Source organism: Brucella sp. RRSP16 (assembly GCF_052246815.1).
In the GTDB taxonomy this organism is placed as follows: Bacteria; Pseudomonadota; Alphaproteobacteria; order Rhizobiales; family Rhizobiaceae; genus Brucella; species Brucella intermedia.
Window position 1 is genome coordinate 82076 of record NZ_JBQQAM010000005.1, and the last position, 25532, is coordinate 107607.

Below are 25532 nucleotides of genomic sequence, written 5' to 3' on the forward strand. Positions count from 1 at the left end.
AAAACCGTTTTACACTTTTTGGGATCATGCTCGTGTCCCCAGCATATAAGGACCAAGATTAGCCGGTGTGATGTCTGGTCCGTTTTGCAGAACGGCAACGATGCGTCCGTTGAAGAGCACGACGATGCGGTCGCTCAAGCGCAGCAATTCATCGAGATCGGCGCTGACGAGCAGCACGGCGCAACCACCTTGTGCCACTTCGTCGATGCGGCGGTGCAGGAAGGCTGCCGCTGAGACATCGATGCCGCGCGTCGGCTGGTCGGCGATCAGGAATTTCGGATTGGTGGCAAGCTCGCGCGCGGCGATCAGCTTCTGCGCATTGCCGCCGGAAAGGGAGTCGAGCCGTTCGGTAATCGCGCCCGCCCGCACCGAATATTGCCTTATCATCCCGCTGACACGGGCCTTGATGGCGTTCCAGCGCAGGAACGGTCCCCGGAAAATCTGCCTGTCGGCGGTAATCGATCCGGCTCCGGCTATCGCATTTTCGGCGAGAGACAGGCCGGGCGCGCCGCCCTGCGAGAAGCGGTCGGCTGGCAGATAGGCAAGGCCTTGTCTCCGCCAGCTTGCCGTGTCGGCGCGCAGCATGTCCTTGCCGTTGAGGCTGATCGCGCCGCTTGCCGCTTCAGCGAGGCCGGACAGCACGGAAACGAGCCCGCGCTGGCCGCTGCCATCGACACCGGCAACGCCGACGATCTCGCCCGCGCCGATGGTCAGGCTCACATCCTTGATGCGGTCCGCCGGATCGGCTGCTTTGGTCGTGACGTCCTTCATGTCGAGAACGGTTTTCATCGCGCCATGCTTGTGGGCGCGTTGCGGTATGTCGACCGCGTGGCCCATCACCATCTGCATGATGGCATCGTCCGGCACGTCGGCGAGCTTTTCGGTCCCGGCGACGGCACCGGCGCGCAGCACCGTCACGTTTTCGGCCAGTTCGCGCACTTCGTTCAGCTTGTGGGAAATGAAGAGGATGGTAATGCCTTCGTCGCGCAGCGATTTCAGCTTGCGCATCAGTTCCTCGATCTCCGGCGGAGAGAGAACGGCGGTCGGCTCGTCCAGGATCAGGAGCCTTGTGCGGCGGGCCAGCGCCTTGAGGATTTCGACCTTCTGCTGGGCGGCGACGGAAAGCGCGCCGGTGATCGCGTCCGGGTCGGCGTGCAGGTCGTATTGCTGCATCAGCGCTTCGACCATTTTGCGCGCGCCCGCGCGGTCGATCAGCCCGGCCTTCACCGGTTCATGGCCAAGAATGATATTTTCAGTGACCGTCAGCGTCGGCACGAGCGAGAAATGCTGGTGCACCATGCCGATGCCCTTGGCCGCGGCATCTTCCGGCGACCAGGATGCAATATGCTGTCCATCGACGACGATTTCGCCCGCCGTGGCATTTTCGATGCCGAACAGGATTTTCATGAGCGTGGATTTGCCGGCACCGTTCTCGCCGCAAATGGCGTGGATGGAGCCTGCGCGGATCGAAAACGATACGTCGCGAAGCGCCTGCGTGCCGTTCGGATAGACCTTGCTCACATCGCGGAAGGCGACGATTGGGCGGAAGGCGACGATAGCATCGCCGCCTTCATTATTTTCAGCTGGATTTTCCACGGTCAGGGACGAACCTTGTTGCGGATCGCGTTGAGATCCTCGGTGCTCATGCCGAATGCGGTCGGAACCGTGATCTTGCCCTCGGAAATCTCGTCGGAAGCCTTCTTGATGGCGTCCTTCATTTCCTGCGTGGCCATCGCAGCCATATTGCCGTCCTGCACGATGCCGACAGCGCCTTCCTTGAGGCCGAGCGCTTCCGCCTTGCCGAACGGCAGGTCGCCGGCCTTGAAGCGTTCATAGGCTTGCAGCAGGCTGACATCGACATTCTTCAGGACGGAGCTGACCACCTGCTTGGCGATGGCCGGATCGCTGTCCTTGAAGATCGCTTCCTGATCGGAATCGACGCCCAGGACATATTTGCCGGTTTCCTTGGCAGCGGAAAGCTGGCCGAGGCCGGTCTGTGAGGCGACGACGAAGCCGAGCGAAACGCCGGAACGGTATTGCGCGAGGCCGAGTTCCTTGCCCTTTGCGGCATCCATGAAGGAACCGGCATAGGAGATGGCGATCTTGGCATCGGGCTGGATGGCCTGCGCGCCGGCGATATAGCCGACGAGGAAGTCGTTGATGACCGGAATGTCCATGCCGCCGAGGAAGCCGAGATTCTTGCCGGTATCGCCGAGCTTGCCTTCCTTCAGCAGAGACGCCGCCAGCATGCCGCCGAGATAGGAACCTTCGTTCTGCTTGTACTGGATGGAATAGACATTGTCATAGCCGCCTTCTTCATAAGGCACGCTTGCATCGTAGAGGATGTATTTCTTGTCCGGATATTGCTGGGCGACCGAGCCGACGGTTTCCGACATCTGGTAGGTGCCGCCGATGATCAGGTCCCAGTCCTGTTCGGACGCATCGAGGAACACCGGCTCCCACTTGGTCGGATCGTCGCCGATTTCGAGAATCTTGGTCTCGACGTCGTCGCCATATCTGTCCTTGATCATCTTCATGCCCTTGGCGGCGCTGTCGAAGAACGACTTGTCGCCGAGCGCGCCATTGATGATGAGCAGGATCTTGTCCTGTGCCTGAGCCGCCGTGGTGGCGAAGGTGCCCATCGCCGTCGATGCGGCAAGGGCAAGGGCAAGGTGGATTATTCCCCGTCTGGTGGATTTGATCACAACAGAACTCCAATATTGTAGCGTTATGGAGATGGATTTTCTGCTTTGGATATTTGCCCTCCGCCCACAGAACCTCCACACCTGCCAGCGATCAAACGCTGACGGCGGTTGCGAGTCAATCGCCAAACTTTTTGCCCGCTGTGGACAAAGCCGGTCTGTTGCGCACAATGCTCATAAAGCTTTCGTTTATTTCAACAAAGCCTGATTTGGGTGCCGCAGGGTCGGGTCGAACGGATTGAGCCGTTGCGAGATGATGGCTGCTTCCTTGCGCAGAAGTTCGGTCACCGTCTCCTGCCGCTTCTCGGTCAGGCGCGCGGCAAGCGTGCCGATGCTGAGCGCTGCCACCGCCTCACCGTCGCGGTTGAGAATGGGGACGCCGAGGCCCGCCATGCCGTCGATCATGTTGAAATTGAAAGTGGATGCGCCCGTCTCGCGCACTTCCGCGATCATGATGCGCAAATCGACCTCGTCCACCGCCGACTTGTCCAGAATGCGGGGCATGTTGAAGCGGATGATCGCCTCGCGTTCTTCTTCCGGCAGGAAGGCTAGGATGGCAAGGCTCCCCTGACCGATGCCGAGCGGCACCTTGCCGCCGATGTCGCCGGTAAAGGAGCGGATCGGAAACGGTCCTTCCACGCGGTCGAGGCAGACCGCGTCGAAATTGCTGCGCACCAGCAGGAAGACCGTATCGTTGAACGTGGTCGAAAGCCGCAAGAGCGAGGGGCGGGCAATGCTCAATATGCCGTCGCGCTGGCGCGCCTGCGCCGCCATTGCAAAAAACTCCAGCGACAGGCGATAGGCCTTCTTGTCGGGAAGCTGCTCGACAAGGTTTTCCGCGATCAGCGTCTTCAGCAGGCGGTGCGTCGATGGCTGGCTGAGTTCGAGGTCGCGCGCCAGATCGATGAGCCGCACGCCGTCGTCCGTGCTGGCGGCGAGACCCTTCAAGATATGGATCGCCTTCACCAGACTTGAGTTAAGCGCGGCGCCGGATTTCGGATTCTCAGATATATCATCCATAAAATTGCTTCCAAATTCTGTATTTTGAAAGAAATATATAATTTCTTCCGGATTTGAAAATTATAATTTGCATTCCTGCGGATTTTTCCGCCATCTAAAACCGTCGCCAATGGGAAGGTCCGGCAAGGCATTGGAGAAGTGCCCGCAAGCGGATCGGCGGTTTTGCTTGTAATCAAGGGGAACGCTGCGGCTGCGTAAGCGGCCGGACGGTCATGCGTTCAAACGGACAAGCCGGATCAGCGCTTCAAGCGCGGTCAAGCCGCTCCCGCCAGCCAGCCCGACGAAGAGGCGACGTGAGACAACATCACGGCGCTTCCGCTCCCCCGCATATTCCGCGGAAGTCATGCCGAGAGGGAGATGCAATGAGCTTTTTGACCCTGTCCGGAATTTCCCGCCACTACGGCAAGTTCGCGGCTGTCGACAATTTCAACTTGGCGATTGAAAAGGGCGAGTTCATTTCGCTTCTCGGCCCTTCCGGCTGCGGCAAGACCACGACCTTGCAGATGATCGCCGGCCTGGTGACGCCGACGGCCGGCGCGATCACGCTCGACGGGCGCGAGATCACGCGCCTTGCCCCCGCCAAACGCGAGCTTGGCGTCGTCTTCCAGAGCTATGCGCTGTTTCCGCATATGACGGTGGCGCAGAATGTGAGCTTCGGCCTCGAAATGCGCAATGTGCCGAAGGCGGAACGCGAAAAGCGCGTGCGCGACGTGCTGGAGCTGGTGCATTTGGGCGCGCTTGCCGATCGTTATCCGCGCGAAATGTCGGGTGGCCAGCGCCAGCGCGTGGCGATTGCCCGCGCGCTGGTCATCAATCCGCCGGTCCTGCTGCTCGATGAGCCGCTTTCCAATCTCGATGCGCAGTTGCGCGAGGAAATGCAGTTCGAGCTGCGCCGCATCCAGCGCACAGTCGGCATCACCACCATCATGGTGACGCATGATCAGGCCGAAGCGCTGTCGATCAGCGACCGCATCGTGGTCATGGAAAAAGGCGTCATCACGCAGGTCGACGCACCCTACAAGCTCTATGAGCACCCGCACAACCACTTCATTTCCAATTTCGTCGGCAAGTCGAACTTCCTCAAGGCACGCGCCGAGGGCGACATGATCGCGCTGGCCGAAACCGCGATCCGCTTCCCCGCCAATGGCAAGCAGGTCTCTGGCGAGCTTTCCGTCTTCATCCGCCCTGAAAAGGTGCAGCTCGTTGCGGCAGGCGAGGGACATATCGCCGGTGAAGTAACGACGCGCTACTTCATGGGCGCGCAGTGGCTGCTCGGCGTGACGACGCCTGCCGGCCAGCTTTCAGTGGCGCTTCCCAATCTTGGCAACCCGCCGCCATCCGAAGGCACATCGGTCGGCCTCAGCTGGAACCACGAGGATTGCCGCATCCTCACCGCAGGGGTGAACTGAGCATGTCGGCCGTCACCTCACAGGATATATCCGCCGCGCCCAAGGGGCAGCGCGATCTGACGCCGCTTTTTCTGGTCGGGCCGTCGACGCTTCTGTTCTTCGCGCTGGTGCTGCTGCCGCTCGGCCTTACCGTGCTGCTGTCCTTCAACAGCTACAGCTATGACAAGGGCATCGAGAACGTCTACACGCTTGCCAATTATGTGCAGGTCCTGAAAGACCCCTATTATCTCTCGATCTTCTGGCGCACGCTGAAGCTGGCGCTGATCACCACCGTCATAACGGTGCTGGTCGGCGTGCCGGAAGCCTATATTCTCTCCAACATGCGCAAGCCATGGCGCTCGATCTTCCTGCTGGTCATCATCGGCCCGCTTCTGGTTTCGGTCGTGGTGCGCACATTCGGATGGAGCATGCTGCTGGGCCGCAATGGCCTCGTGAACAGCGCGCTCGACATGGTGGGCCTGCCGACGACGCAAATCCTCTACAGCGAAACGGCGATTGTCATCGGCCTGGTGCACATCATGCTGCCATTCATGGTGATCCCTGTCTGGACCGTGCTGCAAAAGCTCGATCCGGCGGTGGAAGCCGCAGCGCTGACGCTCGGCGCATCGCGCCTGACGGCACTTCGCCGCGTGGTGTTTCCGCAGGCCGTCCTTGGCATCCTGTCGGGCAGCCTCATCGTGTTTGCGCTTTCGGCAAGCTCCTTTGCCATTCCGGGCCTCCTTGGCGGACGTCGTCTCAAGATGGCGGCAACCGTCGTCTATGACGAGTTCCTGATCGAACTGAACTGGCCGCTCGGCGCCGCCATCGCCATCATCGTTCTGGTCGCCAATCTGGTGATCATGATCGCCTATAACCGTCTGCTCGAAGGGCAGGCCAAGAAGAAGCTGGGATAGAGCCATGACGAAGAACGGTCCTTTCGCCCTTTTCTTCCACACGCTGATCGTCATCTTCATGCTGGCGCCGATGGTCGTGGTGTGCCTTGTGGCCTTCACGCCGGAAAACACGCTGACCATGCCGTGGAGCGGCCCCAATGCGGGCCTGTCGCTGCGCTGGTTCGAGGCCGTGTTCGCGCATAATGATTTCATGGCCTCCTTCTATAACAGCGTGCAGCTCGCCTTCTTCTCGGCAACGATTTCCACGCTTCTGGCCGTGCCTTCGGGACTGGCGATCGCGCAGTATAATTTCCGTGGCCGCGATGCGCTGAACGCGCTTTTCCTGTCGCCGCTCATCATTCCCCATCTGGTTCTGGGCGTCGCGTTCCTGCGCCTGTTCTCGCTGATGGGCTTTACCGGCTCCTTCGTCTGGCTGGTCGCGGCGCATTCCATCGTCGTCACGCCCTATGCGCTGCGCCTGATCCTCGCTTCGCTCGGCAGCATGGACCGCAATGCGGAAAACGCGGCCCGCACCCTCGGCGCGGGCGAATGGACGGTGTTCCGCCGCGTCACCCTGCCATTGCTCCTGCCGGGCCTGTCCGGCGGCTGGCTGCTTGCCTTCATAAACTCGTTCGACGAACTCACCATGTCGATCTTCGTCACCTCGCCATCCACGGTCACGCTGCCGGTGCGCATGTATATGTATGCCAGCGAATCCATCGACCCGATGATGGCCGCGGTTTCAGCCCTGATGATCCTCGTCGCCACCGCAACCATGATTATCATCGATCGCATGTTCGGTCTCGACCGGCTGCTGGTGGGCAAGGGCTGAGCAGGCAGACCATGACGATCCCGGTTTCTTCTTCGGCGGCTCAGTTCCGCAGACGGTATCGGCTGGCCGAACAGCCGGTCAGCTTCTCGCTCGACGGCGTGCGCTTCGAAGGTCGTCGCGGCGATACCGTGCTTACCGCCATTCTGTCCGTGCAGGGCAAGTTGCGTCATACCGAGTTCACCGGCGAGCCGCGCGCGGGCTTCTGCCTCATCGGCGCATGTCAGGATTGCCACGTCATGACGGACGAAGGTTACAGGCTTCGCGCCTGCACCACGCTTCTGGAAGACGGCATGGCTTTTGTCACGGAGCCTGCGAAATGAGTGCGGTGCTCGATCCGGTTATCGTTGGCGCAGGTCCGGCGGGCGTTCGCGCCGCCGAAACGCTGGTTAGGGCGGGTCTCCGGCCCATCGTGCTCGACGAGGGGTTCCGTTCCGGCGGGCAGATCTATCGCCGCCCGCCGCTCGATGACGGGCGCAGCTATCGCAGCCGCTATGGTTCGGAAGCGCACAAGGCCGAAGCGCTGCACAAGAGCTTCGACGCGTTGCGCGGCGCAATCGACTACCGCCCGGAAACGCTGGTCTGGAACATTTCGCGCGGGGAAACCGACCGGCTCGACCTGCTGACCGATGGCGTTCACGGCCAGTTGCCCTACAGCCATCTCATTCTGGCCACCGGCGCGACCGACCGGGTTCTGCCGTTCAAAGGCTGGACCAGGCCCGGCGTCTATACGCTCGGCGCATCGCAGACGGCGCTCAAGGCGCAAGGCTGCACGGTTGGTGAACGCGTGGTGTTCATGGGGTCCGGCCCGCTGCTTTATCTGGTGGCCTGGCAATATCATCATGCCGGGGCGAAGGTTGTGGCGGTGCTGGACACAGCGCCTTTCGCCTCCAAATTTCATTTGGCCCATCTGGCATTTTATGCCCCGCGCATCGTGGTGCTCGGCGCTTATTACGGCCTGCGCCTGAAGCTTGGCGGCGTGCCGATCCACTACAATGTGCGGCCCGACGAGGTGCTGGGCGAGGGGCATGTCGACGGCATTCGCTTTCGCTCGGCCGGGCGTGTGCGCGAGGTTGAGTGCGATGCGCTGGCTTACGGTTTTGCCTTGCGTCCTGAAACCCAGCTTGCCGATCTCGCCGGTTGCGATTTCCGCTTTGAAGAACGCGACCGTGCATGGCTCCCGGCTGCCGACAGGCTTGGCCGCACAAGCCGCATCGGTGTCTATGTGGCGGGCGACGGTGCAGGCATTGCCGGTGCAGATGCCGCCGAAATTCGCGGACAACTGGCCGCAATCGCCTTGCTGCGTGATCGGGGCCTGCCGTTTGACGAAGGTGCTGAACGCACTCTTCTCGCAAAGCTCGATCATATCTATCGCGAACGCCTGATTGTCGAAAAAGCCTTTCCGTTCCCGCGAGACTGGTTCGATACGATTGCTGGCGACGTCACGCTCTGCCGTTGCGAGGAAATCGCGCTGCGCGACGCGCAGGCCGCGATCCGTCAGGGTGATGTGCGCGAGATCAACCGGCTGAAGGCGCTCACCCGCGTGGGCATGGGCCGTTGCCAGGGCCGCATGTGCACGGCAGCGGCGGCGGAACTTCTGGCGTCTGTGCAGGACAAGACGCCCGCCGAAGCAGGCCGCATCCGCGCTCAGGCGCCGGTCAAGCCGATCCCGCTCGGGTTCGGCGCTCGGGCCAGGGAGGGCGCTTCGTCATGACAAGGCGTCTTCAGGCCGATGCGGTCATTATCGGGGGCGGGATCGTCGGCGGCTCGGCAGCGCTTTTCATGCGCCGGGCCGGCCTGTCGGTCATCCTGCTCGACAAGGGTTTTTGCGGTGCGCAGGCAAGCGGCGTCAATTATGGCGGCGTGCGCAGGCAGGGCCGCGCCCCGGAACAATTGCCGCTTGCACAACGGTCGCATGAATTGTGGGCGCGCCTGCCGGAACTCATCGGCATCGACGGCGAATATGTCCGCAGCGGCCATTTGAAGCTTGCCCGCACGGAAGCGCATTTCGCAAGCCTTGAAGCCTATGCCGCGAAGGTCAGGCCGCTCGGGCTGGATGTCGAGCTGATCGGCGGCAATGCGATCCGCGAACGTTTTCCATGGTTGCCGGGCGATGTGGCGGGCGCTTCGCTCTGCGCGGAGGATGGCCATGCCAATCCGCGTCTGGTTGCGCCTGCCTTTGCCCGCGCGGCACTGGCGGCCGGGGCAACAGTGCTGGAAAACACGCCGGTCATCGAAGCGCGAGAGACCGGCGACGGCTTTGCAATCCTGGCAGGCGATGGCTCCGCGAGTGACACGATCGAAATCCGCTCGCGCCTCCTGTTCAACTGCGCCGGTGCCTGGTCGGACCGGTTCGCAGCCTCGTTCGGTGAGCCGGTGCCGCTCCAGCGCATCTATCCCTCGATGGTCGTTACCGAGCCGATGCCGTTTCGCCTGCCGATGAGCCTTGGCGAAGAGGGCGGCGGATTCTATGGCCGTCAGGTCACGCGCGGCAACTATGTCATGGGCGGCGGGCGCGGCGCGCCGCTTGAAAACCCGGACTTCTCGCGGCCTTCGGTCAATGCCGCCTCATCCGTGATGCTGCGCGCCATCGAACTGTTCCCGCATCTGAAAAATGCCCAGGTTATCCGCTTCTGGTCTGGCACTGAATCGGAAATGCCGGACGACAATCCGGTCATCGGGCCAAGCAGCCGGGTCGACAATCTCTTTCACGCCTTCGGCTTTTGCGGTGCCGGTTTCCAGACCGGCCCGGCTGTGGGCGCCATTCTTTGCGATCTCGCCGTAAAGGGCGAGACGGAAACGCCGATCGATGCCTTCCGCATCGACCGGTTCGATATGAACTCAAACCACAAAGGGGAGTAGCATGAAGTACATCACCAAAACCGCCCTGTTGGCGCTCGGCCTGTCGGCAGCCTTCGCTTCGGCCGCATCGGCTGAAACCAAGACGCTCTATATCGGCATGAATGGCGGCAATATGGAGAAGGCCTATACCGAGCATGTCCTGCCGGAATTTGAAAAGGCCAATGACGTCAAGGTCGTTGTCGTGCCGGGCACCTCGGCGGATATTCTCGCCAAGGCAACCGCGCAGAAAGACAATCCGCAGATGCATGTCATGCTGCTCGACGACGGCGTCATGGTGCGCGCGATCAATGCGGGCCTATGCCAGAAAATCTCCGACGATCCGGTTCTGGCCGACATCCAGCCTGCCGCGCGCCTCAAGGACGACATGGCTATCGGCGTCGATATGGGCATGACCGGCATTGCCTATAACAAGAAGCTTTTCGACGAAAAGGGCTGGGCCGCCCCGACTTCGTGGATGGATTTCGCCGACGAAAAATATGCGAATGCCGTCGTGTTCCAGTCGGCTTCCGCTTCGACTTTCGGCCTGCATGCCTTCCTGATGTTCAACCGCATTCAGGGTGGCGACGACAAGAACCTCGAGCCGGGCTTCGAGAAGTTCCCCGACATGATCGGCAAGAACGTTCTGGAATTCATCCCGTCCTCGGCCAAGATTTCGGAAATGGTGCAGACCGGCGAAGCGGCGATCTTCCCGCTGACGCCAACCGGCGTCAACAACCTGAAGGACAAGGGCATTCCGGTTGAATATGCGCAGCCCAAGGAAGGTTCCGTGGTCCTCGCCGTGACCGAATGCGTGCTCGCAGGCAACAGCGAGCCGGAGCTGAGCCAGAAGCTCGCGCATTATCTGCTTTCCGCCGATGCGCAGAGCAAGGCGCTCGACCATGGCAACGTCATCCCGTCGAACCAGAAGGCGAAGGCCGGTTCGCCGGAGGCACAGGCCAAGCTCGACGCCTTCAACGGTTACATGAAGACTGCCAAGACGCTCGACTGGGATGCAGTCAACGAAGGCCGCCAGCAGCTCAACAGCCGCTGGAACCGCACCATCGAAAAGTAGGATCGGTATCATGATCCGAAAAGGCCCGCGCCGGGAAACCGGGGCGGGCTTTTTGCTGCAGGACCGCTTACGCATCGCCTGCCGATATTGTAGCTTGCGCGCAAATCATCCGGCAAATCGATGCAACGGGGCAAGCGTGAGAAAAGCGGCAGCACTCGCATTATCTGGAATTCTGGCGGCGGCACCCGCGCTTGCCGAAGACAACTGGAAGCCCGTCGAGGAAATCAAGTTCTATGCCATCGCCGGGAAAACCGGTCCGGAACTTTATGAATCCATCGGCGAGCGCGGCCCGAAGATCGGCGGCGGCAAAACCCGCGTCATCGCCCATACAAGCTATGTGCTGACCTGGGACCGGCAGTTCGACCGCTCCAACAATGCCTGCACGATCCTGTCGGCCACGCCCAAACTGAAGATCACCTATACGCTGCCGAAGCCCGCGCAGAAACTGACCTCGCCGGTGAAGGAGCATTGGGAAACCTTCTATGAAGGCATTCGCCGGCATGAGCTTGTGCATGGCGACCATGCCAAGGACATGACGCGCGAGATCGTGCGCCGGACCGTGGGCCTGTCGGTTCCAGACGATCCGAAATGCCAGAAGATCCGCAAGGTGCTGATCAAGGAAATCACCGATATGGTCGATGTGCAGCGCGCGCAAGGCCGCGCCTTCGACCGGGTGGAGATGGGCAATGGCGGCAATGTCCACCAGCTGATCCTGGCGCTGGTGAACGGCGGCTGATTTCTCCATTGGAGCGCATTCCGAAAAGAGTGAAAGGGTTTTCGGAAAAGTTGCGCGACAAAACAAATGCTTGGAGCGGTTCCGGCTATTCCGTTTTAACCGGAACCGCTCCAGCCTGCGTTGCGCTCCGAAACCTGCAATTTTGAACCAGATGGAACATTCGTGACAGCCGCGCAATGAAGGGTTTTCATGCGTCTGTTCAAACAGAACCCGTTGACATCCTAACCAGTTAGTACATTTTAGGGAAACAGCGCAGCCGATCATGCATTCCGTTCCGAGGTGGAGGACCGAGGAGGAGCGGATTGCAGCTTGCGACAGGGCACTGCAGGGAACCGGACGGATTTCTGACACGCCTTTAGTTGCGATGGCCGACGCGGACAGCGGGAAAGTATAGTCGCCGCCGGATGCACGGGCATCCTGCAAGGATGCGGCGCTGCTTTCTCTCGAAACCCGAAAAGGGACAGCGGTCCGCAAGCGATGCGCCCAGAGGAGGGCCGAAGGAGGCCGAGGGGAGGAACGTGAAAGCTTTAGTCGATTTCTATTTTACGGCGGCGCGGTTCACCATTGCCTGCCTACTTGGCTGCATGGTCGTGCTCGTGTTCGGCAATGTGGTGCTGCGCTACGCCTTCAATCAGGGCATAACGGTTTCGGAAGAGCTGTCGCGCATCTTCTTCGTCTGGCTTACCTTTCTGGGCGCGGTCGTCGCCATGCGCGACCATGCGCATTTGGGCGTGGATTCGCTGGTGCGCCGCCTGTCGCCTGCGGGCGCGCGCATTGCACTGGTCGCAGGCCACATCATGATGTTCGGCGCGACCTGGCTGGTTCTTTCGGGAAGCTGGACGCAGACCCTCATCAATATCCCGACGCTGGCCCCTGCGACGGGCATGTCGATGGGCTGGTTTTACGGCGCGGGGCTGGCCTTTGCCGTGCCCGCGCTCCTCATCATCGCGTGGAACGGCTTCGGCATCGCGACCGGGCGCATCGATGTCGCCAGCACGCATTTCGTGACGGACAGCGAGGAGCATGTCACGCCCGTCCCGACCGACGAAGATCGCAAATAGGGCGCGCCGACAATGACATTGCTCATCTTTCTTGCCGCCCTTCTGGTTCCGATGGCGCTCGGCGTCCCGGTGGCCTTCGCGCTCATCATCAGCGGCGCGGCGCTGATGATGTATATGGATCTGTTCGACGCTCAGATCGTGGCGCAGAACGTGCTGAACGGCGCGGATAGTTTTCCGCTGATGGCCGTCCCGTTCTTCCTGCTTGCGGGGGAAATCATGAATGCGGGCGGCCTTTCGCGCCGCATCGTCAATCTGGCGCTGGTCATGGTGGGCCATGTGCGCGGCGGTCTCGGCTTCGTCGCGATCTTCGCGGCCTGCGTGATTGCGAGCCTTTCGGGTTCGGCGGTCGCTGACGCGGCGGCGCTCGGCGCATTGCTGTTTCCGATGATGCGCAATGCCGGACATGAGCCGGGCCGCGCCGCCGGACTTATCGCCTCGGCCTCGATCATCGCGCCGATCATCCCGCCATCCATCGGCTTCATCCTGTTTGGCGTGGTCGGCGGCGTTTCGATCACCAAGCTGTTTCTGGCGGGTATTTTTCCCGGCCTGATGATTGCCGTGGCGCTGTGCGTGACATGGTTCATCCTTGTCCGCCGCGAACAGTTCGACCTGCCGAAGAAGGCCGCGCCCGGTGCGCGGATGCGGGCTTTCCTCGACAGTATCTGGGCGCTGATGCTGCCGGTCATCATCATTGTCGGCCTTCGCTTCGGTGTGTTCACGCCAACGGAAGCGGGCGTGGTCGCCGCCGTCTATTCGCTGTTCGTGGCAACCGTGATCTATCGGGAACTGCCGCTGTCACGGCTCTATCCGGCGACGGTGGACGCGGCGAAGACGACCGCAGTGGTGATGTTCCTCGTTGCCAGCGCCAGCGTTTCGGCCTGGATGATAACCGTTGCCGATGTGCCGGGGGAACTCGCCGATCTGGTGCGGCCCCTGATGGATAACCAGACGCTCCTGCTGCTTGCCATCATGCTCATGGTTGTTCTCGTCGGCATGGCGATGGACATGACCCCGACGATCCTGATCCTGACGCCGGTGCTGATGCCAATCATCAAGGAGGCAGGCATCGATCCGGTCTATTTCGGCGTGCTGTTCATCATCAACAATTCCATCGGCCTCATCACCCCGCCTGTCGGCACGGTGTTGAATGTGGTGTGCGGCGTCGCGCGCCTGCCATTCGAAAAGGTGATGACGGGCGTGCTGCCGTTCCTGATCGCGCAACTGGTGGTGCTTTTCCTGATGGTGCTGTTTCCGCAGCTGGTGACGGTGCCGATGGGCTGGTTTCATTGAATCAAGAACGGGCGCCGCGTGATGCGGCCCTGAAGACATTGAAATAACGAGTGGGAGGAAGACATGAAGAAAATACTGAAGACAATGGCATTGGGCATGGTTCTGCCGCTTGCCCTGATGACGACCACGGCCATGGCCGAAATCCGTTCGCAGACCATCAAGTTTGCCGCCGCCAACAGCAAGGGCCATCCGCAGGTCACGGGCATGGAGAAATTTGCCGAGCTGGTGAAGGAAAAGAGCGGCGGGCAGATCAATGTGAAACTGTTTCCCGGCGGTGTGCTGGGCAGCGATCCGCAGACGCTTTCCGGCTTGCAAGGCGGCGTGGTGGAAATGACGGTAATGAATGCGGGCATCCTGTCCAGCACCGTCAAGGCATTCGAGGCCGTCGATCTGCCATTCCTGTTCAACAGCGGCGAGGAAGCCGACAAGGTCATGGATGGCCCGTTCGGCACCAACCTCCTGAAGCGCCTGCCCGATACGGGACTGGTCGGGCTTACCTATTGGGAACTCGGTTTCCGCAACCTGACCAACAACCGCCATCCGGTCGCGAAACTTGAGGATATTGCCGGGCTGAAGATCCGCACCCTGCAATCTCCGGTTCCCGTTGCGCTGTTCAATACGCTTGGCGCCAACGCGGTGCCGCTGCCCTATACCGAGCTTTACACGGCGCTTGAAACCGGCACCGTCGACGGGCAGGAAAATCCCAATGCCAACATCATCAATGCCAAGTTCTATGAAGTGCAGAAATATCTGACGCTGACGCGCCACCAGTACAATCCGCAGATCGTGATGATCAGCAAGAAGTTCTGGGATCGCCTCAACGATGAGGAAAAGGCGGTGATCGAACAGGCGGCGGTCGAGGCGCGCGATTATCAGCGCAAGGTTTCGCGGGAGCAGGATGCAACCGCACTCGACGAGATCAGGAAGACGGGCATGCAGGTGACCGAACTGACGCCGGAAGAAACCGCGCGCCTGCGCGATGCGGTAAAGCCGATCATCGACAAGTTCAGTGCCGAAATCGGTGCGGAAACCGTCAATGAGCTGTTTGCCGAATTGAAGAAGGTTCGCGGCGGAAATTAAAACAGTACGGTGCAGGCTGATACTGAATGAAACGGTTCCGGGCGGGTTTGCCCGGGGCTGGCAGGAAACTCCGGTCAGGCCGGAGACAGGAGCGTGACATGAAGACTTCGATAGCAACCGTCTCCATCAGCGGCGATCTCCAGCAGAAACTGGGAGCCATCGCCAAGGCCGGTTTCGACGGGGTGGAGATTTTCGAGAATGATTTTCTCACCTTTGACGAAAGCCCCCGCCAGGTGGGCCAGATGGCGCGCGACCTGGGGCTGGAGATCACGCTTTTCCAGCCTTTCCGCGATTTTGAAGGCATGCCCGAACCCCTGCGCAGCCGCACTTTCGACCGCGCCGAACGCAAGTTCGACCTGATGCAGGAGCTGGGCACCGATCTCGTTCTGGTCTGCTCCAACGTGTCGCCAGCCGCCATTGGCGGCATTGACCGCGCCGCGGATGATTTTCGCGAGCTTGGCGAGCGGGCGGCGCGGCGCAATCTTCGCGTCGGTTACGAGGCGCTTGCCTGGGGCCGCCATATCAGCGACCACCGCGATGCATGGGAGATCGTGCGCCGCGCCGACCATCCCAATGTCGGGCTGATCCTCGACAGTTTTCACACGCTGGCGCGCAAGATCGACGTGAATTCGATCCGCTCCATTCCGAAGGACAAGCTTTTCATCATCCAGATGGCGGATGCACCGCTGATCGACATGGACCTGCTTTACTGGAGCCGCCATTATCGCAACATGCCGGGCGAGGGCGACCTGCCGGTGCTGGATTTCATGCGTGCGGTAGCCGCGACCGGCTATGACGGCTATTTCTCGCTGGAAATCTTCAACGACCAGTTCCGTGGCGGATCGCCCGCCACGATCGCTGCCGACGGACGCCGTTCGCTGATCTATCTTGGCGATCAGGTTCGCCGGGTCGAGCCGGACAACAGGCTGACGGTCGCCGCCATGCCGCCCCGCGCAAAGGTGCACCGGGTCGGCTTTGTCGAGTTTGCCACCCATGCCGAAGACGCCGAACGGCTCGTCGCCGCTGTCGGCGCGCTGGGCTTCAGGCTCGCTGGCAAGCATCGTACGAAAGAGGTGGCGCTCTACCGGCAGGGTGACATCAATCTCGTCATCAATATCGATACGCGCGGCTTCGCAAGCTCGGCCTATGCCGTCCACGGCACCGCAGCCTATGCAATGGGCCTCGTCGTGGACGATGCGGCGCAAGCCCATGCGCGCGCCGTTGCCATGGGTGCGGAGAATTTTGAACAACCGCTCGATCCGGGCGAAATCGCCATGCCCGCCATTCGTGGCGTCGGCGGCGGGCTGGTCTATTTTCTTGACGAAAAGACCGATCTGGCCCGCATCTTCGATATCGAGTTCGAGCCGGTTACAGGCAATGAAACGGGGACCGGTGTGGGCCTCACCCGCATCGATCATGTTGCCCAGACGATGAAGTTCGATGAGCTTCTGACCTGGCTTCTCTTCTATACCTCGCTCACGGAATCGCGGAAATCGCCCATGGTCGATATCGTCGATCCGGGCGGCGTCGTGCGCAGCCAGGTGGTGGAAAACGACGAGGGAACGCTGCGCATCACGCTCAACGGCGCGGAAAACCGCCGCACACTGGCGGGTCGCTTCATCGCCGAAACCTTCGGCTCGGGCATCCAGCATCTGGCTTTTGCCACGGACGATATCTTCGCGACGGCTGCGGCCCTGCGCGACAACGGCTTCCACACGCTGGAAATCTCGCCGAATTATTACGACGATCTGGAAGCGCGCCTCGGTCTCGACCCGGAATTCACCGACCGGCTCAAGGCTGCGAACGTGCTTTATGACCGCGACGAGAGCGGCGAATATTTCCAGCTCTATAGCCCGACCGACGATCAGGGCTTCTTTTTCGAAGTCGTGCAAAGGCAGGGCTACAAGGGGTATGGCGCGGCCAATGCGATCTTCCGCATTGCGGCGCTGCGGCGCTACATGCGCCCGGCGGGCATGCCGAAAAGTGCAGCGGCACTTTGATCGCTTGGGGGAGAGGAAACCATGGCAAAGGCGCTCGCCAAGGCGCAGACGCGCAAGAACGACCCGGATGCAACGCGGGAAAATATTCTCGACGTTGCGGGGCGGGAGTTCGTGGCATCGGGGTTTTCCGGCGCGCGCGTGGACGAGATCGCGGCGCAGACCCGCACGTCCAAGCGCATGATCTATTATTATTTCGGCAGCAAGGAGGGGCTTTATCTCGCCGTGCTGGAACGCGCCTATGGAAAGATACGTGCGCTGGAAAGCTCGCTGTCGCTCGACGATCAGGACCCGGAATCCGCCATGCGCAGTCTGGTGGAAAGCACTTTCGACCATGACGACGCCAATCCGGATTTCGTGCGGCTGGTCGCGGTGGAAAACATTCACCGCGCCGAACACATGGAGCGCTCCGATGTCCTGTCGCGCCAGAATGTGACCATTCTGGAAACGATCGAGAAAATCCTCGAGCGCGGGCGCGAGCAGGGCGTTTTCCAGCGGCGCATTTCCGCCCTCGACCTTCACATGCTGATCAGCGCGCAGTGCTTCTTCCGCGTGTCCAACAGGCACACATTCGGCGCGATCTTCGGCACCGACCTGATGGCCTCAGACGTGAAGGCGCGGCATCGCCGCCTGATCAGCGACACGATCATCGCCCTTTTGAAAAGCCCGGAATAGCGGGGGTCGGCGTGCCGTCCGATCCTGTGGAGAATGGAATTGAGAAGTGAAGTGACGAAACGCCGTGTTCATGTGGGCCTGATCGGCGCGAATATCCAGCGTTCGCTCTCACCGGCGATGCATATGCGGGAAGGCGAGGCGGCGGGTCTCGCCTATCGCTACGACATTATCGATATTGCCGAGAACGGGCGTTCAGCCAGCGATCTGCCCGCGCTTGTCGCGGAGGCCGAGGCTGCGGGCTTTTCCGGTCTCAACATCACCCACCCCTGCAAGCAGGCGGCGGTGGCGCTGGTCGATGAACTTTCGCCCCATGCTTTTGCCCTGCAATCGATCAACACAGTGGTGTTTTCCGATGGCAGGCGCATCGGTCACAACACCGACTGGTGGGGGTATGCGGAAGGGTTTCGCCGCGGCCTGCCGGGTGCATCGCTGGCGCGTGTGGTGCTGCTCGGTGCGGGCGGGGCCGGGGTCGCCGTTGCCTATGCGCTCGCCGAGATGGGTGCGCTGGAAGTGCACATCTTCGACCTCGACGCCGCGAAGGTCGATGCGGTCATCGGCAAGCTCGTTGCGGTGCAGCCGCAATGCAGTTTCATTGCAGGTTCCGATCTGGCGGGAACGCTGGCGGGTGCATCCGGTCTGGTCCACGCGACGCCAACAGGCATGGATGCGCACCCCGGCCTGCCGCTCGCGCCCGCGCTGGTGCAGCCTCACCTCTGGGTTTCGGATATCGTCTATTTTCCATTGCAGACGCCGCTTGTCCGGCTTGCGAAGGAGCGCGGATGCCGCGTGCTCGACGGCGGCGGGATGGCTGTGTTTCAGGCGGTCGGCGCATTCGAGCTCTTCAGCGGTATCAAAGCCGATCCGGACCGGATGCTTGCCCATTTCGCGCAGTTGCAGGCGCGGAACTAGAGCAATAAAGGCTCTTCAAAAATGGACGCAAGGATAAGTTTCCGGATTCTACGCTAACGACTCTGGTCTCCAGCGCCGCTATCTTCAATCATCTGGTAGAGCAAGCATAAATCACCGAACAGCACGTTTCTATTCAAGCGTGTTGATGAAGATGCTTTGTGTTTTTGCGGGATCGCTTGTTGAAGAATTGCCGTTGGAGGTTCTCGTGAGTATAAACTTCAGATCATCGGGTATATCTGCCACGCGCATGTCGACGCGGCGCATCCTTGTCGCCGGTGGCGCGGGATTTCTTGGCTCTCATCTTTGCGAACGTCTTCTGAACGAAGGAAACTTCGTCGTCTGCGTCGATAATTTTTCGACCGGACGGCTTGAGAACCTGCGCAATCTCCTGCGTTACGACACGTTCAGCTTCGTGCGCCACGATATCGTCAACCCGATCGATCTGCCGGTAGACGAGATCTACAATCTGGCATGCCCGGCTTCGCCGCCGCATTATCAGGCCGATCCGGTGCATACGATGAAGACGAGCGTCATCGGCTCGCTCAACCTGCTGGAGCTTGCAGCACATTACCAGGCCCGGATTTTTCAGGCATCGACTTCGGAAGTCTACGGCGACCCGCAGACGCATCCGCAGCCGGAAGCCTATTGGGGCAATGTGAATTCTTTCGGCCCCCGGTCCTGCTATGACGAAGGCAAACGCTCCGCCGAAACGCTGTTCTACGATTTTCACAAGCAGTATGGCGTCGATATCCGCATCGTGCGCATCTTCAACACCTATGGCCCGCGCATGCGGCCCGACGATGGGCGCGTCGTGTCGAACTTCATCGTTCAGGCCCTCAAGCGAGAAGACATCACCATCTATGGCGACGGCTCGCAGACCCGTTCCTTCTGCTATGTCGACGACCTGATCGAAGGCTTCAGCCGGCTGATGAACAGCCAGGTCCGCAAGCCCGTCAATCTGGGCAATCCGGGAGAGTTCACCGTGCGTGAACTCGCCGAGCAGATCATTGCGCTGACCGGTTCGTCATCGCGGATCGTCTATCGTCCGCTGCCGACCGACGATCCGCGCCAGCGCCGTCCCGACATCATGCTCGCCAAGCGCGAGCTTGGCTGGGAACCGCAGATAGCGCTTGTCGAAGGGCTGAAGCAGACCATCGCCTATTTCGAACGCCAGCTTGTCAGGCCGACGGGCGAGCTTTTCGAGGTGGCGAGATGACACGGCCGACCATACTCGTCACCGGCGGTGCGGGCTTCATCGGAAGCCATACGGCGAAGCTCCTGCATGAGAGCGGGTTCTCGCCGGTCGTCTATGACAACCTGTCGACGGGTCACCGGTCTTCCGTGCGCTGGGGCGAGTTTGTCGAGGGCGACACGCTTTCCCAGGATCAGCTTGTCGCCGCCATCAAGACCTTTGATCCGGCAGCCATCATCCACTTTGCGGCCTCGGCCTATGTGGGGGAATCCGTCACGGACCCAGCGAAATATTATCGCAACAATGTCGGCGGCATCCAGTCCGTTCTGGAGGCGAGCCGCCTGACGGGCGGACGCCCCGTCATCTTTTCGTCGAGCTGCGCCACCTATGGCATTCCAGATGCGCTGCCGATCCGCGAGGGTGAAATGCAGCGCCCCATCAACCCCTATGGGCGCACGAAGCTGATCGCCGAACACATGCTGGCCGATTATTCGGCAGCCTATGGCTCGCCCTATGCGGCGCTGCGCTATTTCAACGCCTGCGGCGCCGATCTGGATGGCGAACTGGGCGAAAGGCACGATCCCGAAACCCATCTGATACCGCGCGCCATGCTGGCTGCGGCTGGAAAGGCCGATTGCCTCGAAGTTTACGGCGACGATTACGAAACGCCGGATGGCACCTGCATCCGCGACTATATTCATGTCGTCGATCTGGCGCGGGCGCATGTGCTTGCGGTCGAACATCTTTTGAATGGCGGCGGAAACCTCGTTCTCAATCTGGGAACCGGGCGCGGAACATCCATCAGGGAAATCGTGGATGCGATAGACCGGCTGACCGGCCGCAGGGTGCCCGTCGAAATGCGGCCGCGCCGGGCGGGCGACCCGCCCGTGCTTTATGCCGATCCATCGGAGGCTGCGGCAAAGCTTGGCTTCCGCACGCTCCATTCCGATCTCGACACGATCATCCGCACGGCTGCGCCCTTCTTTGGGCTGGAGATGCGGACATGACACGGCGCGATCTTCACCCAGTCACTGGTGGCGATACAGGCGAGATGGAACCCTTGCTGGCGCCCATCTTCACTGGCCGCAAGCGGGTGGAATATGTGGTTGGCATTGTCCTCTGGGCCCTCGCCCTCGCCTATTTCTGGCAATGGTGGCTCATCAGCGCCACGCCCAATCACCTTGCGGGTTATATTCTGGTGACGGCGCTCCTGGCCTGGATCACGATCCTGCCGCTTTATTTCATCACCATTTTCTTCCACGCGGCGCGCCCGACCGGTCCGCTTCGCATTCCTGCCGGAAGCCGCGTTGCCATGGTCGTCACCAAGGCGCCGTCTGAGCCGTTCGAGGTGGTGGCTGAAACCTTGCGCGCCATGCTGGCGCAGGATGTGCCGCACGATACCTGGCTTGCCGATGAGGACCCTTCGCCCGCGACGCTTGCCTGGTGTCGGGAACATGGCGTGTACGTTTCCACGCGCAAGGGACGTGCCGACTATCATCGGCAAAGCTGGCCGCGCCGCACCCGCTGCAAGGAAGGCAATCTCGCCTTCTTCTACGATCACTATGGCTATGAGCGCTATGATTTCGTGTCGCAGCTCGATGCCGATCATGTGCCTGAACCGGGCTATCTCTTCAACATTCTGCGGCCCTTCGCCGATCCCGCGGTCGGTTATGTTTCGGCACCGAGCATCTGTGACCGCAACGCCCATGAGAGCTGGTCGGCGCGCGGGCGTCTCTATGCCGAGGCCAGCATGCACGGCTCGCTGCAGGCCGGTTACAATGGCGGCTTTGCTCCCCTCTGCATCGGCTCGCACTATGCGGTGCGCACGGCGGCGCTGAAGGAAATCGGCGGTCTTGGACCCGAACTCGCCGAAGATCATTCCACGACCCTGTTCATGAATGCGCATGGCTGGCGCGGCGTTCATGCGCTGGACGCCATTGCCCATGGCGACGGCCCGCGCACCTTCGCCGATCTCGTGACGCAGGAATTCCAGTGGTCGCGCAGCCTTGTGATGATCCTGCTGCAATATACGCCGGCACTGATCGGCCGGCTGCCGCTGCGCCTCAAGTTCCAGTTCCTGTTCTCGCAGCTCTGGTATCCGCTCTACGCATTCTTTCTGTCGCTGGCATTCGTCCTGCCCATTGCCATCCTGTTCGATGGCGACAATTTCGTCAGCGTCACCTATCCCGCCTTCCTGACGCATTTCCTGCCGCTATCGCTCGTCACCCTGGTGCTGGCATTCTGGTGGCGGTCCAGCAAGACGTTCCGCCCCGTGGACGGAAGGATTCTCAGCTGGGAAGCGATGCTGTTCCTGCTGGCGCGCTGGCCCTGGCTTATGGCTGGAATCTTCGCCGCCCTTCGCGACTGGCTGACCGGTTCCTTTGTCGATTTCCGCGTCACGCCGAAAGGTTCGTCGGAAGTCGATCCGGTGCCGCTCCGGGTGATCGCTCCCTATGCGCTGATCTTCGGCCTGTCCATCCTGCCCGTGCTTCTCGTCAGCGAGGCGGACCAGACGCGCGGCTTCTTCGTCTTCGCCATCCTCAATGCGTGTCTCTACCTGTTCCTGATGGCGATGATCGTCATCCAGCACACGCGGGAAAATCAGGTGCGGATGACCAGCCGCCTCTATCGACCGGCAATGGCATGCAGTTTTACGGCGCTGGTGGCGCTGACAGGCTTCACCACTGCCGAACGCGGGCGCGACGGCATCGAGGCTCTGAGCTGGGGCACAAAAAGCTTCACGCTCTTCGACGACCGCTTCTCGGTTGCAGGGGCTGGCAGAGGCGGGCGCGACGTTCACCGGACAGTCTTCAACCCACGCTGGCGCACCGGTGCGCCCAGCACAGTAAACTAGGCGAAAGAGGCGCGACGATTATGAAGATCGCTGTCATCGGTACGGGCTATGTCGGATTGGTCAGTGGCGTGTGTTTCGCGGCCTGGGGACACGAAGTCGTCTGCGTCGACAAGGACGAGCGGAAGATCGTCCGGCTGGAGCGCGGCATCGTGCCGATCTACGAGCCGGGGCTGGACGAACTGGTGGAACGCAACTTCGCCTTTGGGCGGCTCCGTTTCACGACCGATCTGGCGGAGGCCGTCAAGGGCGCGTCGGTTGTCTTCATTGCCGTGGGAACGCCTGCGCGCGCTGGCCACGGCGATGCCGACCTGTCCTTCGTCTATACGGCCGCTCGTGAACTCGCGCCGCTGATCGATGATCATAGCGTCGTCGTGATCAAGTCCACCGTTCCGGTCGGCACTGGCGATGTGGTGCAGAAGATCATTGGTTCGGTCAGAAGGCCGGGAACCTTCTCCGTCGCATCCAATCCCGAGTTTCTGCGCGAGGGCGTGGCCATCGGCGATTTTCTGGAGCCGGACCGCGTCGTGATCGGCGTCGAGGATGAGCGCGCGCGCTCCATGCTGGTGGCCCTTTACGCTCCGCCGCTCGAACCCCGGCAGACTCCGATCCTAATCACGCAGCGGCGGACGGCGGAACTCATCAAATATGCCGCCAATGCCTTTCTCGCCACCAAGATCACCTTCATCAACGAGCTGGCGGATCTGTGTGAGGAAGTCGGCAGCGATGTCAGCGAACTGGCGTTCGGCATGGGGCTGGACAAGCGTATCGGGACCAGTTTCCTGAATGCGGGGCCGGGCTATGGCGGCTCCTGCTTCCCGAAGGATACGCTTGCGCTGCTGCGCACCGCCCAGGACCACGGGGTGGCCCTGCGACTGGTCGAGGAAACGGTCACGGTCAATGAAGCGCGCAAGCGCCGCATGGCGCTGAAGGTGCTGGATGCGCTTGGCGGCGGCGCCGAAGGCCGCACGATTGCCATCCTCGGCCTGACGTTCAAGCCCGACACGGATGACATGCGCGACGCGCCGTCCATTCCGCTTGTCGAGACCCTGCAGCGTTTTGGAGCCAGCATTCGCGCCTATGATCCGGCGGGGATGGAGAATGCCCGCCGCCTGCTCAGCGACGTCGAGTTCCATGACGACCCCTATGACTGCCTGAACTTGGCCGACGCCGCCGTGGTCGTGACCGAATGGGACAGTATTCGCAAGCTCGACCTCGCCCGGATGAAGCAGATCATGCGGGACCCCGTAATCATCGACCTGCGCAATGTCTTTTCACCGGCGATTGCCGCGAGCCTGGGTTTCCGGATTTCGACAATCGGCCATCCTGTTCAACAGCGGCAGGAAATAAGAGCAACAAACGTTCTGCCGCAGGCGCGCATCCGTCAATCGCAAGAACCTTTGGCGGGTGCGCGCAACCTCAAGGTCGTGGGAGGTTCAAATGAAACATTTGAAGTTTGAGGCGATGTTTGGGACGATGTTTGAGGGTGGGCGGACCCTCTCGTCGCGGAGCAGGCGTGTTCTGCCACTCCTCATCGTGCTTGCCGGGATCAGCGCGCCAGCCGGTGCGTCGCCATCCGCAAAGGATGGGCTGCCTGACGGCGCCCGCCCGATGACGCCTGCCGAGCTTTACATGCTCTACCACGACAAGAGCTGGCAGTGGACGGATGGTTCCGGGCGCATGGAAAGCCAGAACCGCCGGTTTACCGCGCGGGTCGATGGCGAGAAGGGCAAGGTCTGGGCCGAAGGCCGCTGGCGCATCACAAGGTCGGGGCAGATGTGCTTCGATGCGAAGTGGCATATGAATGAGGGTGTATTCCCCAACAAGACCTGTTTCTCCCACCGCATCGCCGGTGGGACCATCTATCAGAAACGAGAGCCGGACGGCGTCTGGTATGTCTTCCGCCATGCGGGCGGAAACAAGGATGACGAGGCGCGCAAGCTCATCTCCATCGAAACGATAACACCGGACAGGGAGGCGCTGAATCTGGCGCTGCCCGTTGCCCAATCGCCAACGCAATAAAGGAGGCGGCGATGAAAACCTCATACAAACTAGCAACAGCCATTCTTTGCGGCGCGCTGCTTTCAACAGCCGTCTACGCCGCCAGCGGTGTTTCGGGTGCCACTGTCGACACCCGCAGCATGTTCCACGACAAGCGCCCGGTCATCACTCCGCAATCCATCACCTTCGGAGCCTATGATCCGCACGGGGATTTCACCAACGATCCCAATTCACGCATCGAGCATCTGTTCCTGCCGTGGGAGGATGTGGACCTGACGAGCCTTTCGGCGGCAGACGCCTATGCGCAGGAACGGGGCCGCGAGCTGCTGATCACCGTGGAACCCTGGTCGTGGGCACGCGACTGGCGCGTGGCGCCGGACGATCTGCTGAGCGGCATTGTGGGTGGCCGTTACGATTCAAACATGGCCGCGGTCTGCTCCGCCGCCTCGAAGCTGAAGAGCCCGGTCACCATTCGCTGGGCGCAGGAAATGGACGACAAGGCAGGCCAGTTCACCTGGTCCTACTGGCCGGCGCAGGGCTATATCCGCGCCTATCAACATGTCGTCAATGTCTGCCGCAAATCCCTGCCGCACGCCAAATATATGTGGTCGCCAAAGGGCGAGGAGGGGCTGGAAGCCTATTATCCGGGCGATGGTTATGTCGACGTGATCGGCCTTTCGGTATTCGGTTACGAGCCTTACGACATGCTGGAACTGGGACGGGCATCCACCTTCGTGGAACGCGCCAAACCGGGCTATGACCGGGTGGTGGGTTTCAAGAAACCGATTGTCATTGCCGAACTCGGCTATGAAGGAAGTGACGCCTATGTCCGCGCTTGGGCGCAGGAAACCAACAAGCCGCAGGCCGAATTTCCCGCGCTGACCGCGGCGGTCTACTTCAATGACCGCGAAGTCTATCCGTGGCCACGTGGTGTGGGACGGCCCGACTGGCGGGTTGCAAACCATCCGCTTGACTGATCCGGCGAAGCGAGTGCG

General features: G+C 61.2%; 23 protein-coding genes. 20 read left to right on the forward strand and 3 right to left on the reverse strand.

The features are described 5' to 3' along the window. Positions 1–24 precede the first annotated feature (24 nt). From ACS5UA_RS09575 to ACS5UA_RS09585, 3 genes are all read right to left on the reverse strand, one after another. A complete protein-coding gene (locus ACS5UA_RS09575) occupies positions 25–1596 on the reverse strand; it encodes an ABC transporter ATP-binding protein (RefSeq protein ID WP_443101280.1) in 1572 nt (523 codons plus the stop codon). A 2-nt stretch (positions 1597–1598) separates the two neighbouring features. After that, entirely contained in the window at positions 1599–2705 is a 1107-nt protein-coding gene (locus ACS5UA_RS09580; RefSeq protein ID WP_112701770.1) for a BMP family ABC transporter substrate-binding protein, read from the reverse strand. Between the two features lie 186 nt (positions 2706–2891). Next, the gene (locus ACS5UA_RS09585) at positions 2892–3722 is read right to left on the reverse strand and encodes an IclR family transcriptional regulator (RefSeq protein ID WP_006469575.1); all 831 of its coding nucleotides are present in this window, start codon (positions 3720–3722) and stop codon (positions 2892–2894) included. A 362-nt stretch (positions 3723–4084) separates the two neighbouring features. Here ACS5UA_RS09585 and ACS5UA_RS09590 point away from each other — a divergent pair, with 362 nt between their 5' ends. The 20 genes from ACS5UA_RS09590 (at position 4085) to ACS5UA_RS09685 (ending at position 25514) form a co-directional block, all read left to right on the forward strand. Then, positions 4085–5131, forward strand: a complete 1047-nt coding sequence (locus tag ACS5UA_RS09590) for an ABC transporter ATP-binding protein (protein ID WP_025091858.1) — start codon at positions 4085–4087, stop codon at positions 5129–5131. Positions 5132–5133: 2 nt separating this feature from the next. After that, positions 5134–6024: an ABC transporter permease gene (locus ACS5UA_RS09595; protein ID WP_021588283.1), complete on the forward strand. Its 891-nt coding sequence runs from the start codon at positions 5134–5136 to the stop codon at positions 6022–6024. Positions 6025–6028: 4 nt separating this feature from the next. Next, the gene (locus tag ACS5UA_RS09600; RefSeq protein WP_006469572.1) at positions 6029–6835 is read left to right on the forward strand and encodes an ABC transporter permease; all 807 of its coding nucleotides are present in this window, start codon (positions 6029–6031) and stop codon (positions 6833–6835) included. Positions 6836–6846: 11 nt separating this feature from the next. After that, the gene (locus ACS5UA_RS09605; RefSeq protein ID WP_006469571.1) at positions 6847–7155 is read left to right on the forward strand and encodes a (2Fe-2S)-binding protein; all 309 of its coding nucleotides are present in this window, start codon (positions 6847–6849) and stop codon (positions 7153–7155) included. Then, positions 7152–8546, forward strand: coding sequence for an FAD-dependent oxidoreductase (locus tag ACS5UA_RS09610; protein WP_443101281.1), 1395 nt, complete (start codon positions 7152–7154; stop codon positions 8544–8546). Before ACS5UA_RS09605 ends, ACS5UA_RS09610 begins: the two co-directional genes overlap by 4 nt. Then, positions 8543–9694 (forward strand): NAD(P)/FAD-dependent oxidoreductase, encoded by a 1152-nt coding sequence (locus ACS5UA_RS09615; protein ID WP_100649204.1) that lies wholly within the window; start codon positions 8543–8545, stop codon positions 9692–9694. Before ACS5UA_RS09610 ends, ACS5UA_RS09615 begins: the two co-directional genes overlap by 4 nt. A 1-nt stretch (position 9695) precedes the next feature. After that, a complete protein-coding gene (locus ACS5UA_RS09620; protein ID WP_021588279.1) occupies positions 9696–10745 on the forward strand; it encodes an ABC transporter substrate-binding protein in 1050 nt (349 codons plus the stop codon). A 136-nt stretch (positions 10746–10881) separates the two neighbouring features. Beyond that, positions 10882–11481 (forward strand): DUF922 domain-containing Zn-dependent protease, encoded by a 600-nt coding sequence (locus ACS5UA_RS09625; RefSeq protein ID WP_021588278.1) that lies wholly within the window; start codon positions 10882–10884, stop codon positions 11479–11481. Between the two features lie 518 nt (positions 11482–11999). Then, entirely contained in the window at positions 12000–12542 is a 543-nt protein-coding gene (locus ACS5UA_RS09630; RefSeq protein ID WP_443101282.1) for a TRAP transporter small permease, read from the forward strand. Positions 12543–12554: 12 nt separating this feature from the next. Beyond that, positions 12555–13832 (forward strand): TRAP transporter large permease subunit, encoded by a 1278-nt coding sequence (locus ACS5UA_RS09635; RefSeq protein WP_021588277.1) that lies wholly within the window; start codon positions 12555–12557, stop codon positions 13830–13832. 63 nt (positions 13833–13895) lie between these two features. Then, a complete protein-coding gene (locus ACS5UA_RS09640) occupies positions 13896–14912 on the forward strand; it encodes a TRAP transporter substrate-binding protein (protein ID WP_021588276.1) in 1017 nt (338 codons plus the stop codon). A 98-nt stretch (positions 14913–15010) separates the two neighbouring features. Continuing rightward, positions 15011–16912, forward strand: coding sequence for a bifunctional sugar phosphate isomerase/epimerase/4-hydroxyphenylpyruvate dioxygenase family protein (locus ACS5UA_RS09645; protein WP_112701773.1), 1902 nt, complete (start codon positions 15011–15013; stop codon positions 16910–16912). A gap of 21 nt (positions 16913–16933) precedes the next feature. Beyond that, positions 16934–17584 (forward strand): TetR/AcrR family transcriptional regulator, encoded by a 651-nt coding sequence (locus tag ACS5UA_RS09650; RefSeq protein ID WP_006470784.1) that lies wholly within the window; start codon positions 16934–16936, stop codon positions 17582–17584. A 33-nt stretch (positions 17585–17617) separates the two neighbouring features. After that, positions 17618–18493 (forward strand): shikimate dehydrogenase, encoded by an 876-nt coding sequence (locus ACS5UA_RS09655; RefSeq protein ID WP_021588274.1) that lies wholly within the window; start codon positions 17618–17620, stop codon positions 18491–18493. A 247-nt stretch (positions 18494–18740) separates the two neighbouring features. Further along, complete coding sequence (locus tag ACS5UA_RS09660; RefSeq protein ID WP_006469560.1) at positions 18741–19709, forward strand: UDP-glucuronic acid decarboxylase family protein; 969 nt, start codon at positions 18741–18743, stop codon at positions 19707–19709. Next, a complete protein-coding gene (gene galE / locus ACS5UA_RS09665; RefSeq protein WP_021588272.1) occupies positions 19706–20692 on the forward strand; it encodes a UDP-glucose 4-epimerase GalE in 987 nt (328 codons plus the stop codon). The genes ACS5UA_RS09660 and galE overlap by 4 nt, the downstream gene beginning before the upstream one ends. A 44-nt stretch (positions 20693–20736) precedes the next feature. Beyond that, positions 20737–22539, forward strand: a complete 1803-nt coding sequence (locus ACS5UA_RS09670; protein ID WP_031347338.1) for a glycosyltransferase family 2 protein — start codon at positions 20737–20739, stop codon at positions 22537–22539. Between the two features lie 20 nt (positions 22540–22559). Then, complete coding sequence (locus ACS5UA_RS09675) at positions 22560–23996, forward strand: UDP-glucose dehydrogenase family protein (protein ID WP_021588270.1); 1437 nt, start codon at positions 22560–22562, stop codon at positions 23994–23996. Between the two features lie 16 nt (positions 23997–24012). Continuing rightward, positions 24013–24558 (forward strand): DUF995 domain-containing protein, encoded by a 546-nt coding sequence (locus ACS5UA_RS09680; RefSeq protein ID WP_410170905.1) that lies wholly within the window; start codon positions 24013–24015, stop codon positions 24556–24558. An 11-nt stretch (positions 24559–24569) separates the two neighbouring features. Continuing rightward, on the forward strand, positions 24570–25514 hold the full coding sequence (locus ACS5UA_RS09685) for a glycoside hydrolase family 26 protein (protein ID WP_021588268.1): 945 nt from the start codon (positions 24570–24572) through the stop codon (positions 25512–25514). Positions 25515–25532 lie beyond the last annotated feature (18 nt).